The sequence below is a fragment of the Priestia sp. KCTC 13724 genome (genome assembly GCF_056820425.1).
Map to the genome: position 1 here is coordinate 1 of NZ_JBXDLD010000003.1, position 13,630 is coordinate 13,630.

A 13,630-nucleotide genomic window follows, 5' to 3' on the forward strand; every position below is an offset into this window, starting at 1 on the left:
TCAAAAAAAAATCCAGAAAGAGGGCTGTCAAAAAATCAGCTTTTACTGACTTTTTGGACAGCCCCTTATGCTATTCTTTAAACTTTTCAGCCACATAAGGCATGGAAGAGGGAACAGAAACAAGCTCTTTTTCAGGGTAGCGAAACGCAGTTAATTTGCCACCAAATACTGCTCCTGTATCAATGTTGATCGTATTGTTACGTAGCTTAGGAGATTTAATCGGTGTGTGCCCGTAAACAATCAATGGTGTCCCATTGTAGTGTTTAGCCCAGTCATTGCGCACAGGTGAACCATCTGGGTGTGTTTCTCCAGTAATGTCTCCATATAAAACGAATGTTTTTACTTTTTTGTCGTTTCGTCCGATATAGTCTGCCCGAATTCCAGCGTGTGCAATAACAAGCTGTTCTTGTTTTAAGTGAACATAAAGAGGGGCATTCTTATAAAGTTCCATGAACTTATGTTTGATTTCTTGCTGCTGTGCTTGGGAGAGGTCATTATATTCAGCTACGGTTGTTTCTAACCCATGCTTAATTTGGACCTTATTTCCTTTGAAAAATCGATAAAGCTTATTGCAGTGGTTTCCAGGACAGTAATACGCTTTTTTTTGTTTGACGACAAGATTCCAAACAAGCTCGATTACTTTTAAGGAGTGAGGTCCTCGGTCCATCAAGTCTCCTACAAAGGCTAAATGCCTCTTTTCTGGATGGGCAGGGTAGGAAGAGGTCCAGCTATAGCCCAGTTTAGTTGTTAATTCCACAAGCTCATCGTAGCAGCCATGAATATCTCCAATTATGTCTAGCTTCACATTTCTTCACGCTCTTTTCCAATGAATTTCGTATCGTTTGAAAAATAAACCTTTTAGGGTGTAGAAATTTCATTCTATATTGTGCAAACTATCGATAAGATTTATCACATAATAATTAGATAAACAGAAGTTTTTAAAATTTTACTACGAGTTATGAGTTGAAATCTAGTTCATTTCATAATAAAGTAAGAGAAGTTTTGTTCTGAGAGGAGGAAATGTTTATGACTGAATCAATGGAAAGAGAAGAGCAAAAGAGACTTCAGGAGCAATTAATTAACTTGCTCAAAGAAAATGAAATTGATGCGTTTCGAGAAGAATTTCTAGATATGCATCCATATGATCAAGGCCAGTTTTTTGAAGAGCTAGACGAAGATTTGCGATTTGCGCTCTATGAAATGCTTTCACCAGAAGAAATGGCTAATATTTTCGAACAAGTAGAAGTACCGGAAGAAGACTATCAAGATTTACTTTCAGAGATGCATCCAATGTTTGCTGCTGATATGCTAGCTGAGATGTCAACGGATGACGCCGTTGACGTTTTAAACGAACTAGATAAAGAGCAAGTAGCGAGCTATTTAACCATTATGGATGAAGAAGCAGCGGATGAAATTAAAGAACTGCTTCACTATGAAGAGTACACGGCCGGTAGTATCATGACCACAGAATTTATCGCTATTAAAGCAAACCAAACGGTTCGCTCTGCGATGCAAATTTTAAGGAGAGAAGCTCCCGGAGCTGAAACGATTTATTATACGTTTGTTGTGGATGAACAAAAGCATTTGGTAGGCGTTATTTCGTTAAGAGACTTAATTGTTGCAGATGAAGAAACGATGATTAGTGATGTTATGAGTGAACGTGTTGTAGCGGTTTCTGTTGCGGAAGACCAAGAAGAAGTTGCTCGAATTATGAGGGACTATAATTTCCTGGCATTACCGGTAGTAGACTTTCAGCAGCACCTTCTCGGAATCATTACCGTCGATGATGTAATTGATGTAATGGACGAAGAAGCATCTGACGATTATTCCAAACTTGCGGGTATTAGCGACGTGGACGATACGGCGGGGAACAGTCCGTTCGGCGCAGCTAAAAAGCGATTGCCTTGGCTGATTATTCTTCTATTCTTAGGGATGATGACGGCAAGCTTAATTGGCCGCTTTGAAGACACATTAAACCAAGTAGCCATCTTAGCAATCTTTATTCCTCTGATTGGTGGGATGGCTGGAAACACGGGTACTCAAGCATTAGCGGTAGCTGTTCGTGGTATCGCAACAGGGGAAATTCAGGAAGAAGGAAAGCTAAAGCTACTCGTTCGAGAAGCTTTAACAGGTGTCATTACAGGAGGTTCCTGTGGTATTGCCGTAACGCTAGTTGTATATGTATGGCAAGGTGATTTTATTCTTGGAGCGTTAGTTGGTATTTCTGTATTTGCTACGCTGATTGTTGCAACGTTAACAGGCGCATTTATTCCGCTATTTATGCATCGTTTGAAGATTGACCCTGCGGTAGCATCTGGACCGTTTATTACGACGATTAATGATCTTATTAGTATTTTAATTTATTTCGGATTAGCGACAACTTTTATGGGTTATTTAAAATAGAGTTGTTGACAGATTGAGCATTCCCTTTTATGCTTGACATTCAAATTTAACACTAGCTTAATATGCATTTATTATACTAAGCAAGTGAAGGAAAAGGAGGGAAAAGTAGATGGAACATCATGCATCCGTAACCTCTCTTGTCATCGTAATTACAGTCGCTTTTTTAACACCAATTCTACTTCATCGCTTTAAACTCAACGTTATCCCTGTCGTAGTAGCTGAAATTATTATGGGGTTAATTATCGGGAAAAGTGGATTTGATTTAGTTCAACAAGATATGTGGTTAGAGACGTTGTCTACCCTCGGATTTATCTTTTTAATGTTTTTAAGCGGGCTAGAAATTGATTTTTCTGCATTTGCAGGTGGACAAAAAAAGGAAAAGACGAAATCTGGTAAAACGATTCCGAATTCGTTTGCTGTATCAACCATTGTATTTCTTGCTATTTTTGCTGTTTCCTTGTTATTATCCTATATTTTTGTCTGGACAGGATTTATTGACAACGCGTTTCTAATGACGCTTATTATTTCAACCATTTCACTTGGAGTTGTTGTTCCAACCTTAAAGGATGCCCAAATTATGAAAAAGTCCATTGGGCAAACAATCCTACTAATTGCTGTTATTGCAGACCTTGTGACGATGATTCTTCTTGCTGTTTTTGCATCAATTTATGCAGAATCGGGAGGAGGAAACACATGGCTACTGCTTATTCTATTTGCTGCCGGTGTTCTATTCTACTTTATCGGTAAGCAGTTTAAGCATCGTTCTTTCCTTGAAACGATGTCTAAAGGAACGGTTCAGATTGATACGCGAGCAGTATTTGCGCTTATTATTATCCTAGTGGGACTTTCTGAATCAATTGGAGCGGAAAATATCTTAGGAGCGTTTTTAGCCGGCGTACTTGTATCACTGCTTGCTCCAGATAAGAATCTTGTGCATAAACTAGATTCCTTCGGATATGGCTTTTTAATCCCTATCTTTTTCGTAATGGTTGGGGTAGACCTTGATGTTTGGTCGCTGTTTGGAGATTCAAAAGTACTTATTCTAATGCCTTTACTGCTTTTAGCTTTATTGTTATCAAAGCTGTTACCAGTAATGATTATGCGCATTTGGTACGATACAAAAACAGTGTTAGCATCAGGCTTTTTATTAACATCAACGCTTTCACTTGTTATTGCAGCAGCTACGGTTGGTGAAAACATTGGTGTCATTGATTCACAGATGTCAGGAGCCCTCATTCTAGTAGCGGTCATTACGTGTATTATTACGCCAATCGTCTTTAGAAAGCTGTTTCCAAAGCCAGTAATCAATGAGAAGAAACTTAAGATTAACATGCTTGGTGCGAATCAATTTACCCTACCAGTAATTCGTGATCTTGATTTAAATATGTATGACGTAACGATTTATCATACGTCGAATGAAAAGTTGGATAACCGTACGTCTGACTCTGTTTTTAATATTAATGATATTGAATCTTATGATGTAGAATATCTACAAAAACAAGGTATTTTAGATACGGATGTACTCGTTGTTACAACAGGAGAAGAAGAGCGCAATACATCGATTGCATTAGCTGCCAAAGAATATGGGACAGGTCGAGTCATTGCGCGTGTTGAAACGCCAGAGCTCGATGAAAAGCTAAAAGCAAACCAAGTGGAAGTCTTCTCCGTACTATTGTCAACAACAGCACTATTAAAAGCGTTAATTGAGTCACCGACGGTTTTAAATATCTTAACAAACCAAGAGTCGGCTCTTTATCAAATCAATATGCGTAACCCAAAATATCAGGGAGTAGAACTTCGTAAATTCCCATTTACGGGTGATGTCATCTTTGTTCGTATCTTTAGAGGTAAAGACTCCATCGTTCCTCACGGTGATACGGAACTAGCGTTAGATGACCGGCTGATTGTAACGGGATCACGCTCATATGTAAACGAGCTGAAAATGCTGTTGGAATATAAAATTCGTTAGTGAAACAAGACTTAGATGGAAGTAACCTAGTCAATAATTTATCCGAACAATTAAGAGGTAACTCTCAATTGTTCGGATTTTTTGATTCGGAAACCACGTTTAAAGAAAAGTGAAATGGAGCATAAGATACGTGACTCCTGCGCGAACGATAGGAAAGACTGAGACCCAGTAGCGCAGTGAGAAGGATTTAGCTTCCTCTTTTCAGAAGCAAGCACTTCACCAAGCTTCAGTCTCTTTGTCTATATAAATGATAGCTTTTTTTGCTCTTTCTATGTTATACTTATATTAATACCAGGTACTAATAACTTGTAATAAGTAGGAGGATATTAAAAGATGTTAAAAAGCTTATCCTTAGAGAATCGCACATTTGTTGTTATGGGAGTAGCAAATAAACGAAGCATTGCATGGGGTATTGCTCGCTCACTGCACGAAGCAGGCGCACGTTTAGTATTTACATATGCGGGAGAACGCTTAGAGAAGAACGTTCGCGATCTTGCAGCTTCATTAGAGCGTGAAGATACGCTTGTATTACCTTGTGACGTAACACAAGATGAAGATATTAAAGCATGTTTCACAAAAATTAAAGAAGAAGTAGGCCATATTCACGGCGTAGCACATTGTATCGCGTTTGCAAATCGCGAAGATTTAGACGGTAATTTTGTAGATACATCTCGAGATGGTTTCCTTTTAGCTCACAATATCAGCTCATATTCACTTACGGCTGTTGCTCGTGAAGCAAAAGAACTAATGACAGAAGGCGGAAGCATCGTAACACTAACTTATCTAGGTGGAGAGCGCGTTGTTCAGAACTATAACGTAATGGGCGTAGCCAAAGCTTCTTTAGATGCTAGCGTAAGATACTTAGCTTCAGACTTAGGTCAGCACGGTATTCGTGTTAACTCAATTTCTGCAGGACCAATTCGTACGTTATCTGCAAAAGGAATTAGCGACTTTAACTCAATTTTAAAACAAATTGAAGAGCGTGCACCGCTTCGTCGCACAACGACTCCAGAAGAAGTTGGCGATACGGCAACATTCTTATTCAGTGATTTATCACGTGGAATTACAGGTGAAAACATACACGTGGATTCTGGTTTCCATATTATCGGACGTTAATCGTTCTTGTAAGAGCGCTACGGCATGTAGCGCTCTTTTTTTGTGTCGTTATAAAAAAAGAAACAAGTTTTCTAGCAAGCAAGCATACATTTTTAAGAGAACGATAACAAGCAATGGGAGGTATGCTTCATGACTGACTCTCGCTCAAGGTCCGAAGACAACGAGCCTTTAATGTACATTGTGCAGCCGAACCAAGCACAAACAACAAGATCTATGCAATATTTTTATAGCTCGAAGCAAAATGAAAAAGAGCAGGAGCCCTTAAAAGAAGAACCAACTTTCTCACCAATTGAAGACGTAAAGTCACAGGAAGTTAAACCTGAGAAAGCTGGGTTACCTGCAAATGTTCATAAACAGAAAGAGCAAAAAAAACCAAATAAAGCATTTCAATATATGAACATTAGTGAAAAACTTAATTTTCTATGTGGGTTTCCAAAACATATGTCGCAGCCAATTTGTGAAATAAGTGTAGAAGGAAATTCGTTTATCGGAACAATTGTGGAATTTGTAGACGGTGAAGTATCAATTTTAGCTCCTCCACATGATAAGCCGAATCGGGTGCCTGTCAAAGATATCGTAACGATTTCAATTGTTAAGATTTAAAGAAGTAAAAAGCTAACAAATGAATTTTTCTTGTTAGCTTTTTTCAGTAAAGGTGGGTTTAAAATGACCTGGATTTATTTATTTTTATTCGTTTTTGCTACGTTTCGCCTCACAAGGCTGATTGTATTTGATAAGATTACAGGATTTATTCGTAAGCCGTTTCATGAAATGGTTACAGAGCCTGATGAACAAGGAAATGAGATTACTTACTTAACGGTAAAAGGAAAAGGGCTTAGAAAGTGGATTGGAGAACTCTTAAGCTGCTATTGGTGTACGGGCATGTGGTGTGCAATCGCGGTTTATGCAGGCTATACGTTTTTTCCGCAGATTGCAATTCCTGCAATTATTGTTTTAGCGATTGCCGGGTGTGCAGGGATTGTTGAATCATTTATGAAATAAATGGACGGGCATAGAAAAAACAATCGACTTACAGCCGATTGTTTTTTTATTCTTCTGTTGGAAGAGTAAGCACGATTTTATTGAGGAAAGGAATGCCTTGCTTCCACTCCTCACTGTAAAAATATCCTTCTACAATGACAAAAGATGAGTTTAATTCTTTTGGAATGAGAAGCTGAAACGATTCAAAACGCATTGGCTGATTGGGTGCTAGCTGGGCAGAACGAGTGGGCCTGATCCAGTATTCGCCATCTTGCTTTATTTTTTCTCGCCATTTTGGGTGGGCATACTGCCATTGAAGCGCTGATGCTGGAAGGTTTGAGGCCTCAATTTCACTTTCATCCACGACTTTTCCTGTTAGCGATACGTTTTCCTGCGGCTTTACTTTTAAGCAAATAACAGGTGAAACAAGCGGTTTGCCTGTTTGATTCATAACCACAGCATTGCCTAAAATCATCATTTCTTCTTCGTCTGGAGTGGGCATTAACACAGAATGCTGAAAATAGCTGATGACGTCGGTTGCTTGAAATCGATCAACTTTTACTTCTACACGCTTTTCCACGACTTTTTCAACAGGTTTTTCAATAATTTTTTCCACGACTTTTTCTTCAATAATAGGTTGCTTGCGCGAAATTCTTTCTTTTAAAGACTCAATGATAATGGCTTGCTCTGAGTACTCATTTTTAAGCTGATACAGCTCTTTTTCAAGTTCTTCTAATTCCGTGTCTTTATCATTGATTGAATAGGCTTCGGCATGTTTGTTCTTCCAAAATAAAGAGTTTTCTTTCTCGCGATCTAATGCTCTCTCAAGCTGTCTAATTTGGTTTTCATAGTTTTTTAGTTCGGATTTATAGTGAATGAGCTTTTGACGCATCAGCATGGAATCATCTTTAGGTGAAGGGGACATCATTTAATCTCCTTTCGTAACGTAGCTATCAATATTACATATGTATGCGAAGTAATAACTATCAATGAAAAAAGAGGAGAAAAATTCTCCTCTGATTATGCATTGACTTATTCGAATTCGTATTCTCCGCCGTGATCATCATCGTGATCATGGTCGTGACCGTGATGGTAGTGATGTCTACCTGGGAAGATGTCATCGCATGTTGGTGGATTGTAAACTGGGCCACATCCTAATTTGTCTAAAATTTCAGGGCGAGGGTAGCAGTAGCTTCCTTCAACTTCGATTTTTACATCTCTTTCCATTTGAACGCTTAAGCAAATAAATAGTTCTAAGTCTACGCCTTCAAATTCATTGTCGTCACTGCAAAGTACATTTCCAATACCATCAAAGTTGTCTAAATGTACAACTGGGTACGTTCCTTCTGGTGCACATAGATAGAATGTTTGCACTGTTGACCAAGTGTACGTATCATCAGATAACACACAAGGTGGTACACCTGTAGTGTTACAGAAGTTTGTAATGTTTGTTAACTTTACGCGGTAGAATCCACTGATTGATAAGCGTACTTCTTGAAGTTTTACAAACTCACCGTCTGGTAATACGATTTTGCGCGTACGACGTTTGCCGAAAGGTGCAATTTCAATTACTGAGTTGATTGCATCGTCATCGGAAAGGTCGATTGGATTACCTTCCTCATCTGTTAAAACTGCTTGAACTTCTGCTGTTGGACCATATGTTTCACAAATTGGATCAATTGAATCTGGAAAATCAATTTGATCTGGAATAAATGATCTGTTTTGTGTTACCTCACGTTTCACCCAATCATATATTTTAGGAACGCGAATACATAATGACTCTAAATGTTCTCCCATTCTTTTTACCTCCTAATCGTAATTGTCCTTCCTTTATGCTGTTCGTTAACTAGGTATCGGACTACTATAGTGTATGAATGACCCGGTTTTGTGTGACCGTGACAAAAGCGGAATTTAGAAAAGTTCGCTGCATGCATAAAATTTGAAGGAAATAATAAACTCACTTACAGCATATTCATATTAAGAAATTGTGTTATTCATCTAGAAAGAAATTTTATGAGTAACTAGCTGACATGGAGGAGTGAAGCGCTGTGGCTGAAGTAAAAGTAAGAGAATATATTGCAAGTTTAAAAGCTGAATTAGAGTTCTATAAGGAAGAATATCAAAAATATAAGAGTGAAGAGCTAAATTACGAAGAACTTCGGGAAGACTTAGAGAGTTATAAAGAGAAAAATAAAAAGCTAGTTGAAGAAATTGATTGGTTAAAAGCAATGATCAACGAACAAAAAGAGCAGGAGAAAAAAGCGCAGTCAAAGATAGAAGCAAAAGAAGCTGTAAAGCCAAAAGAACCTGCAAAACAGAAGGAAGTTGTAAATGCACACCCATCATTTGATAAAACGATTGATCAAGGGCTCAGTGAACTTCAGCAAAAGCTAAGTGGCGTTCAAAGGCATAAGGTGAGGCAGCAGTCGGCGAGCCGTGAGCGTGAAATTAGCAATCAGGACTTGTTTTTAAAGCTGCAGCGTAAAATGGACAAATAATACTGAACTTCTTGCTGGAAACTGAATATAATGTCATAGATTGCATTTTGTGAAAAGGAGGGACCATAGGATGTATTATAATCAAAATCAAGCATACCCTCACCTGCACCCTCATTACTATCAGCAGCCGGTGATGAAAAAAGCAGTAAAATATCCTTCAAAGCCTGTGCAAAAGCCAATGCCAAAGCAAGGTGGCTGTGGCTGCGGAGCTAAATTACCGAAGCGTTAAGTCATTAGTGCTGCCTATCTTGGCAGTACTTTTTTTCTTTCTATACATAGTATAGAAGGAGGTGAATGCCATGGCAGATTTTTTTGAGCAATTAGAGAAGTTTTTTGAAGAGCAAATTATTGGTTCTCATGAAAAGAAGATGGATGAAGTAGAAAAGTTATCTCACCAGTTTGAAAAGCACGAGCGTCAATTACAAAAGCAAGAAAAGCAAATTGATGATTTGTATAATGATGACCCATTTGGACAATGAAAATATTTCTTGACCAAAAGCCCATGCCAATCCATTCCGCTTCACATATTGTATAGAGAAGAAGGACAGAGGGGGTGTAATTATGGGCTTTGGATACAGCGGATATGGCTGTGGCTACGGTGGTGGTTACGGCGGTGGTTTTGCGTTAATTGTAGTACTATTTATTTTATTAGTTATCATTGGTTGTGCTTGTTACAACTAATCCCTTCTACTGAATATAGTAAAGAAAAGTACGAGTGAACGTTCACTCGTACTTTGTTTTGATAGTGTACCTCACAAACCGTCGATTGAAAGTGGTCACCATCTGGGCAGCTGCTGCATACGATAGAGTATTCCGTACAGAACCGCTTCTTCTCACACAATATGGCGGCTAGAGGCAATTTGGTTTCATAAGCTTTATATGCCAAAGGAGGCAATGTAAATGGATAACAATATGTTTAAGAACATTGAAAAGAAAACAGGCGTTAATATGAAGGATATTTTCGAGCTAGCGAACTCCGTACAAAATGCAAACTTTAAAGATGAACAAACCGTACGCAATATTGTCAAACGTGTAGCTCAAATTGCAAATAAACCAATTTCAAAACAAAAAGAAGATCAGATTGTCAAAGCACTTGCTAGCAATAATCAGTCCATTGACTTTAGTACCATTTCTAAAATGCTGAATGAGAAGAAGAAATAAATAAAGAGCCGGGGACTCCCCGGCTCTTTATTATTCAATGACTAATATGCTTTTAAAAAAGGTTTTAAAAAGCGAGAAGGGTACGCTGTTTTTCCTCGTCGTGTTTGTAAAACTGATAGGTATAAGGATACTTTTGCTCGCGTCATCGCTACATAGAGTAAGCGTCTTTCTTCTTCCAATGCACCAATCTCACCGTTTCGATACGCTTCCAGCGCGTAGTCATGAGGAATACCGCCATCTACATTACCTAAAACATATACGTGCTTATATTCAAGGCCCTTAGCACGGTGAATGGTTGTTAAATGAACGCTCTCATTAAACTGCTTACTTAAAACCTTCATTTCTTTGTTCATGCCAATCATATGATCTGCGTGGTCAAGCAGTTCTTGGACAGTTGAAAATTTACGTGCAACAACTCTTAAGTCTCGAACGTCGTCTGATCCTTTTTCCATGGCATTTCCTTCATTTCCACGCTTTTTGACAAAATCATCAAAGCCCATATCTTTTGAAATGGTTTCAATGGCATTAACAGGCTTCATCTTTTTTAAGCTTGAAAACAACGGAATAATCTTTTGTAACTTTTTTTGTTGAAACGGCTTTAAATCCTTTAGGTGACCAAGCGCTTCGACAAATGATACGTCATTTAAAATGCTCATTGCTTTTAAGTCATTTAAGATGGTTTTCTTTAAAAATAGTGCCTGTACGATACTAGTAAGCGACTGATTATCGTTTGGATCTAAGCTAAGACGTAAAAAAGCAAGCATCGTTCTCACAATCCGACGTTCATAAAATGAATCTGCATCTTGCTCAATGGTGAACGGAAGGTTTGACTGGGACAGCCGTTCAAAAACCGCACGTGAAGAAGCATGAGTACGGTATAAAATAGAAAAGTCAGAAGGGGACGCACCTGCTTGAACCTTTTCTTTTATATCTCGCACAATCATTGTGGCTTCTTCTTCTTCATCATAAGGGAAGAAAAAGGTTGGCACATGATCATGGTGAAACTGTGCCTTCATATTTTTTGTATGACGCTCCGTATTGCGCTCAATGACCTTATTGGCGGCTGACACAATCGAATGAGCAGAGCGGTAGTTTTGATGAAGCGTTACTTTTTTCGTTCCAGGAAAATCCTTTTCGAAATTTAAGATAAAGCTTGGGTCACTGCCACGAAACGCATAGATGGACTGATCATCATCACCTACAACGCATAAATTTTTAGAATCTGCGCTTAGCATTTTCATAATAGCATACTGAACTTTATTAATATCTTGAAATTCATCAATTAGAAAGTATCGGAATCGCTTTTGATAACGAACAAGCAGCTCAGGGTTATCTCTAAGCATTTGATAGCAACCGTCTAGCATGTCATCAAAATCAAACAGCCCTTGCGTTTGTTTTGTTTGTTCGTAGTGAACATACAAATGGTGAACTTGCTCTTCCCACTGGCTAACAGGGCGAACATCTTTCACACCCAAAAGCGTGTTTTTCCAATAGCTGATCTGTTGAATGGCTTGATCAAATGGGAAATCTTTTTCATCCAGATTTATTTCTCGGCCTGCTTCTTTTAAAATCTGTTCTTTTTGCCAATCCCATTTTAACAATCGATTCATTTGCCAAGACTCAGGCGAATGATGAACAACCATCCGAAGGAAAATACTATGAAATGTACCGACGAGCATCTGCCTAATAATTGATGGTGATATTCCAGGGTAAGATGCTAAACGGTCTTTCATTTCTTTTGCTGCTTTTGATGTAAACGTTACGAGCATAATTGAACGCGGATCAATTTTATGCTCTTGAATCATATAAGCAGTACGAGCGGTTAAGACTCTTGTTTTTCCACTTCCTGCCCCGGCTAAAATTAGAAGAGGTCCTTCAGAGTGAGTAACTGAGCTCCACTGATTTGTATCTAACGTAATTTGATGTTCTTTCAATGTATGAAAGTAGGGTGAATTCGTTTCTTTCACTTCCGCTTTTGATGCTGAAAAAGCAGGAATTGGGGTGAAAAAAGTAGAATTTTTCCACTGAGGCTCATTTTTTACTTCGTTTTTCCCAATTGCTCTGCCTTTTGGAATCCGAAATCCTCCTTGTTCTTCATAGCTTGCACTTGAAGCCAGCACAGAAACGGGTTGTTTTTTGGGAGATGGTTTCATACACTCTGAGCGTTCGTGAGGAGCGTTACGATGATAAAAATATGGAGCTCGATGGATTCCAATTGCAAGATGAACGGGTTCCTTACAATGAGCACAAGTTAATTCATTTCGAATTCCTGCTTCATAAATCAGTTGAAACTGGTTGCGACCTAATGTGTCCAGTGTAATATTCTTCCCGTTACGTAGAGCAGTTTGCATACCGCTGACCTCCTTTGTCGTTTCATTTCGGTTAAAACAGCTAAAGACTATCATACCATATTCAAATGACTGTCGAATAGGTAGAAGGTGAAACAACTGTTTATGTAAAATGTCGAATATCTCTTGTTAAAACGGGAAAAAACCTATAAAAGGAGGAGAGAATATGGGTTATATCTTACCTATTACACCGTATCAATCGATTCAATATGCGCAAAAAAGTCAGCTGAAAAACAACACGCCGCTAACCGTGCAAAATGTCCAACCAATTGCGAGCTTACAAAATAAACGAAACTCTACATTACCTTTATCTTCCATAAACAACTACGTGCGCTATCAGCATAGAAAAGCTCCACAATTCATTGAGCAAGATGTTCCAAAAGGAACGTATATCAACGAGAAAGCCTAAACATTCTCGTTGTGTTAATCTAAAAAAAAAAAGAAGGCGATGCTTTTATTCTGTATTAACAAACGCTAATACTTTTGAATAAAAAGTGCATCGCCTTGCTGCCATTCTGCGTATAATACTTGTTTAACACTAGGAATTCCTTGCTTTCCGATTTCTTGATGTAACCATTCCTCTGTAAAGCCTGACTCCGTTAAATTTTTAGTCAAAATACGGCCGTCACTGATAAAGGCAATTGGAAGAGTCGGTTGTGTAACAGGTAATTGAAAATCACCTTTGGTAGGAGCAGCATAGTCTGATTTTAATAAAACGCTCATTGTGCCGTCCGTTTCTAAGATGGCATATGCTACTTCACGAATAGAGAAAGCGTTCTTAGAGCGGAGCATGTGCAATAGTTGATCAATATCTAATCGATTACGCTGCAGCTCTTTGTAAGAAACCTTCCCATTCCGAATAATAATGGAAGGTCGTCCTTCTAGAAACAAACGAAAAGGAATATTTTTTTGTGTAATAACTTCCGTAAAGTAAATGAGTGCGCCCCAAACAGCTACAGCAAATACAATCCTTCCAATACCTATTTCAGAATCATATAGCGCGTTTCCAACCAGTTCACCTAGCACAAGCGCTGAAATGAAATCAAACGTTGTGAGCTGTGTGATGGTCGCACGCCCCAATAATTTCGTCAAAAAAAACAAGCAAATAAAGCCTACAAATAACTCTGAAGCAATTCTTATAAATTCCATTATTT

At 38.5% G+C, this 13,630-nt stretch carries 16 protein-coding genes; 11 read left to right on the forward strand and 5 right to left on the reverse strand.

The window, feature by feature from the left end; all coding sequences use genetic code 11:
- Positions 1–70: 70 nt before the first annotated feature.
- Positions 71–805: a bis(5'-nucleosyl)-tetraphosphatase PrpE gene (gene prpE, locus AC1UFB_RS00325; protein ID WP_100348005.1), complete on the reverse strand. Its 735-nt coding sequence runs from the start codon at positions 803–805 to the stop codon at positions 71–73.
- 221 nt (positions 806–1,026) lie between these two features.
- Between prpE and mgtE the strand changes: the two genes are divergently transcribed.
- The 5 genes from mgtE to AC1UFB_RS00350 all read left to right on the forward strand — a co-directional run bounded on the left by mgtE (position 1,027) and on the right by AC1UFB_RS00350 (position 6,490).
- Positions 1,027–2,403 carry a magnesium transporter gene (gene mgtE / locus AC1UFB_RS00330; protein ID WP_318757735.1) on the forward strand — a complete coding sequence of 459 codons (1,377 nt, stop codon included), beginning with the start codon at positions 1,027–1,029 and terminating at the stop codon, positions 2,401–2,403.
- A gap of 109 nt (positions 2,404–2,512) precedes the next feature.
- Positions 2,513–4,372 (forward strand): monovalent cation:proton antiporter family protein, encoded by a 1,860-nt coding sequence (locus tag AC1UFB_RS00335; RefSeq protein WP_482588250.1) that lies wholly within the window; start codon positions 2,513–2,515, stop codon positions 4,370–4,372.
- Positions 4,373–4,705: 333 nt separating this feature from the next.
- Positions 4,706–5,488 carry an enoyl-ACP reductase FabI gene (gene fabI, locus AC1UFB_RS00340; protein WP_061785620.1) on the forward strand — a complete coding sequence of 261 codons (783 nt, stop codon included), beginning with the start codon at positions 4,706–4,708 and terminating at the stop codon, positions 5,486–5,488.
- Between the two features lie 129 nt (positions 5,489–5,617).
- The gene (locus tag AC1UFB_RS00345; protein WP_025908126.1) at positions 5,618–6,091 is read left to right on the forward strand and encodes a CotO family spore coat protein; all 474 of its coding nucleotides are present in this window, start codon (positions 5,618–5,620) and stop codon (positions 6,089–6,091) included.
- Between the two features lie 63 nt (positions 6,092–6,154).
- Positions 6,155–6,490 (forward strand): DUF1360 domain-containing protein, encoded by a 336-nt coding sequence (locus tag AC1UFB_RS00350; RefSeq protein ID WP_100348003.1) that lies wholly within the window; start codon positions 6,155–6,157, stop codon positions 6,488–6,490.
- Positions 6,491–6,536: 46 nt separating this feature from the next.
- Here AC1UFB_RS00350 and AC1UFB_RS00355 read toward each other — a convergent pair whose 3' ends face one another.
- Together AC1UFB_RS00355 and AC1UFB_RS00360 are read right to left on the reverse strand one after the other, a co-directional pair.
- The gene (locus AC1UFB_RS00355) at positions 6,537–7,394 is read right to left on the reverse strand and encodes a hypothetical protein (RefSeq protein WP_326046358.1); all 858 of its coding nucleotides are present in this window, start codon (positions 7,392–7,394) and stop codon (positions 6,537–6,539) included.
- A 107-nt stretch (positions 7,395–7,501) separates the two neighbouring features.
- Positions 7,502–8,266: a BMQ_0737 family morphogenetic spore coat protein gene (locus tag AC1UFB_RS00360; RefSeq protein WP_100348001.1), complete on the reverse strand. Its 765-nt coding sequence runs from the start codon at positions 8,264–8,266 to the stop codon at positions 7,502–7,504.
- Between the two features lie 251 nt (positions 8,267–8,517).
- Between AC1UFB_RS00360 and AC1UFB_RS00365 the strand changes: the two genes are divergently transcribed.
- The 5 genes from AC1UFB_RS00365 to spoVIF all read left to right on the forward strand — a co-directional run bounded on the left by AC1UFB_RS00365 (position 8,518) and on the right by spoVIF (position 10,128).
- The gene (locus AC1UFB_RS00365; RefSeq protein WP_100348000.1) at positions 8,518–8,967 is read left to right on the forward strand and encodes a hypothetical protein; all 450 of its coding nucleotides are present in this window, start codon (positions 8,518–8,520) and stop codon (positions 8,965–8,967) included.
- A gap of 70 nt (positions 8,968–9,037) precedes the next feature.
- The gene (locus tag AC1UFB_RS00370) at positions 9,038–9,196 is read left to right on the forward strand and encodes a hypothetical protein (protein ID WP_167556173.1); all 159 of its coding nucleotides are present in this window, start codon (positions 9,038–9,040) and stop codon (positions 9,194–9,196) included.
- Positions 9,197–9,266: 70 nt separating this feature from the next.
- Positions 9,267–9,446: a hypothetical protein gene (locus AC1UFB_RS00375; protein ID WP_025908121.1), complete on the forward strand. Its 180-nt coding sequence runs from the start codon at positions 9,267–9,269 to the stop codon at positions 9,444–9,446.
- A gap of 82 nt (positions 9,447–9,528) precedes the next feature.
- Positions 9,529–9,648 (forward strand): YjcZ family sporulation protein, encoded by a 120-nt coding sequence (locus tag AC1UFB_RS00380; RefSeq protein WP_076512614.1) that lies wholly within the window; start codon positions 9,529–9,531, stop codon positions 9,646–9,648.
- Between the two features lie 219 nt (positions 9,649–9,867).
- Entirely contained in the window at positions 9,868–10,128 is a 261-nt protein-coding gene (gene spoVIF / locus AC1UFB_RS00385) for a sporulation-specific transcription regulator SpoVIF (RefSeq protein ID WP_025908120.1), read from the forward strand.
- A gap of 41 nt (positions 10,129–10,169) precedes the next feature.
- On the opposite strand, the gene AC1UFB_RS00390 is transcribed toward spoVIF, so the two are convergent.
- A complete protein-coding gene (locus AC1UFB_RS00390; RefSeq protein WP_076512613.1) occupies positions 10,170–12,479 on the reverse strand; it encodes a UvrD-helicase domain-containing protein in 2,310 nt (769 codons plus the stop codon).
- 163 nt (positions 12,480–12,642) lie between these two features.
- On the opposite strand from AC1UFB_RS00390, the gene AC1UFB_RS00395 reads away from it, so the two are divergent.
- A complete protein-coding gene (locus tag AC1UFB_RS00395; RefSeq protein WP_482588255.1) occupies positions 12,643–12,885 on the forward strand; it encodes a hypothetical protein in 243 nt (80 codons plus the stop codon).
- Positions 12,886–12,950: 65 nt separating this feature from the next.
- On the opposite strand, the gene AC1UFB_RS00400 is transcribed toward AC1UFB_RS00395, so the two are convergent.
- Positions 12,951–13,628: a DUF421 domain-containing protein gene (locus AC1UFB_RS00400; RefSeq protein ID WP_025908636.1), complete on the reverse strand. Its 678-nt coding sequence runs from the start codon at positions 13,626–13,628 to the stop codon at positions 12,951–12,953.
- Positions 13,629–13,630 lie beyond the last annotated feature (2 nt).

Bases quoted from the DNA above. Each gene is read 5' to 3' on its own strand.
- AC1UFB_RS00390 (WP_076512613.1), bottom strand. From the start codon at position 12,479: ATGCAAACTGCTCTACGTAACGGGAAGAATATTACACTGGACACATTA.
- AC1UFB_RS00380 (WP_076512614.1), top strand. From the start codon at position 9,529: ATGGGCTTTGGATACAGCGGATATGGCTGTGGCTACGGTGGTGGTTAC.
- AC1UFB_RS00360 (WP_100348001.1), bottom strand. From the start codon at position 8,266: ATGGGAGAACATTTAGAGTCATTATGTATTCGCGTTCCTAAAATATAT.
- AC1UFB_RS00350 (WP_100348003.1), top strand. From the start codon at position 6,155: ATGACCTGGATTTATTTATTTTTATTCGTTTTTGCTACGTTTCGCCTC.
- AC1UFB_RS00375 (WP_025908121.1), top strand. From the start codon at position 9,267: ATGGCAGATTTTTTTGAGCAATTAGAGAAGTTTTTTGAAGAGCAAATT.
- AC1UFB_RS00395 (WP_482588255.1), top strand. From the start codon at position 12,643: ATGGGTTATATCTTACCTATTACACCGTATCAATCGATTCAATATGCG.
- fabI (WP_061785620.1), top strand. From the start codon at position 4,706: ATGTTAAAAAGCTTATCCTTAGAGAATCGCACATTTGTTGTTATGGGA.
- AC1UFB_RS00355 (WP_326046358.1), bottom strand. From the start codon at position 7,394: ATGTCCCCTTCACCTAAAGATGATTCCATGCTGATGCGTCAAAAGCTC.
- AC1UFB_RS00370 (WP_167556173.1), top strand. From the start codon at position 9,038: ATGTATTATAATCAAAATCAAGCATACCCTCACCTGCACCCTCATTAC.
- AC1UFB_RS00345 (WP_025908126.1), top strand. From the start codon at position 5,618: ATGACTGACTCTCGCTCAAGGTCCGAAGACAACGAGCCTTTAATGTAC.
- AC1UFB_RS00335 (WP_482588250.1), top strand. From the start codon at position 2,513: ATGGAACATCATGCATCCGTAACCTCTCTTGTCATCGTAATTACAGTC.
- spoVIF (WP_025908120.1), top strand. From the start codon at position 9,868: ATGGATAACAATATGTTTAAGAACATTGAAAAGAAAACAGGCGTTAAT.
- mgtE (WP_318757735.1), top strand. From the start codon at position 1,027: ATGACTGAATCAATGGAAAGAGAAGAGCAAAAGAGACTTCAGGAGCAA.